A 1,759-nucleotide genomic window follows, 5' to 3' on the forward strand; every position below is an offset into this window, starting at 1 on the left:
GGGTTGATCCCTGCGACTTGGACGGGTTTGGTCATTGCGTCTCTGCGGAAGGGTTCTCCGAGTTCTTGGTTGATGAGGGCTTCGATGAGGGTTGTGATGCCGTTTTTCTGGTCCTCGATGGCCTGTGTGAGGGCGGCGGTGAGTTCGTCCATGGTGCGGGCGGTGACGCCTTTGAGGCCGCAGGCTGCGGCGATGCCGGCGTAGGAGACCTGGGTGTCGAGCTCGGTGCCGACGAAGTTGTCGTCATACCAGAGCGTCGAGTTGCGCTTTTCCGCGCCCCATTGGTAGTTGCGGAAGACGACTTGCGTAATCGCGGGCCACTCAGAACGGCCGATGGCCGTCAGCTCCGTGACCGCGATGCCGAAGGCGCCGTCGCCGGAAAACCCGACCACGGGCGTGTCCGGACAGCCGATCTTGGCACCGATGATCGAGGGCAGGCCATAGCCACAGGGGCCAAAGAGGCCCGGTGCGAGGTATTTGCGCCCCGCCTCGAAGGCCGGGTAGGCATTGCCGATGGCACAGTTGTTGCCAATGTCCGACGAGATGATCGCTTCTGCCGGCAGGGCCGATTGGATCGCGCGCCACGCCATGCGCGGGCTCATCCAGTCGGGCTTGTCGGCGCGGGCGCGTTGGTTCCAGGTCGTGCCGGGATCGTCGTCTTCGTGATCCATCGAGGCGAGCTGCTGGGCCCAGGCGGATTTGGTCTGGGCGATGGTGGCCTTGCGCGCGTCGCGGCCCTCGTCGCCCGCCGTGCCGGAGAGCTTCTCCAAAAGCGTGGTGGCGACCTTCTTGGCATCCCCGACGATGCCGACGCTCACCGGTTTGGTGAGGCCGATGCGGTCGGGGTTGATATCGACCTGAATGATCTTGGCGTCCTTGGGCCAGTAATCCATGCCATAGCCCGGCAGGGTCGAGAACGGGTTGAGGCGGGTGCCAAGCGCGAGAACCACATCGGCCTGTGCGATGAGCTCCATCCCGGCCTTGGAGCCGTTATAGCCCAAGGGCCCGGCAAAGAGCGGGTGCGAGCCGGGGAAGGCGTCGTTGTGCTGATAGCCGCAGCAGACCGGCGCATCGAGCCGCTCGGCCAGCGCCATGGAGGCCGGGATCGCGCCGCCAAGGACAACGCCCGCGCCGTTGAGGATTACCGGGAACTTGGCCGAGGACAAAAGGTCTGCCGCCTCGGCCAGCGCCTCTGCACCGCCGCCGGGGCGTTCAAACTCGACGATGGCGGGCAGGTCGATGTCGATCACCTTGGTCCAGAAGTCGCGCGGCATGTTGATCTGGGCCGGGGCCGAGGCGCGCTTGGCGTTGAGGATCACCCGGTTGAGGACTTCGGCCACACGCGTCGGATCGCGCACCTCTTCCTGATAGGCCACCATGTCCTTGAAGGCGGCCATCTGCTCGACCTCCTGAAACCCGCCCTGGCCGAGGGTCTTGTTGGCAGCCTGCGGCGTCACAAGAAGAAGCGGCGTGTGGTTCCAATAGGCGGTCTTCACAGCGGTGACGAAGTTGGTGATGCCGGGGCCGTTCTGGGCGATCATCATCGACATCTTGCCCGTGGCCCGCGTATAGCCATCCGCCATCATCCCGCCAGACCCCTCATGCGCACAGTCCCAAAACGTGATCCCCGCACGCGGAAACAAATCCGAAATCGGCATGAACGCCGACCCGATAATCCCAAACGCATGCTCAATTCCATGCATCTGCAACGTCTTCACAAAAGCTTCTTCGGTCGTCATCTTCATCTCAGAGGTGTCCT

General features: G+C 63.9%; 1 protein-coding gene. It reads right to left on the reverse strand.

What is annotated here, in order from left to right:
- Positions 1-1,745: sulfoacetaldehyde acetyltransferase (xsc, locus tag MK745_RS19630; protein ID WP_243614860.1), on the reverse strand; the 1,745-nt coding region annotated here is incomplete at its 3' end.
- Positions 1,746-1,759 lie beyond the last annotated feature (14 nt).

This window comes from Shimia aestuarii (assembly GCF_022814865.1).
Classification (GTDB): Bacteria; Pseudomonadota; Alphaproteobacteria; order Rhodobacterales; family Rhodobacteraceae; genus Shimia; species Shimia aestuarii_A.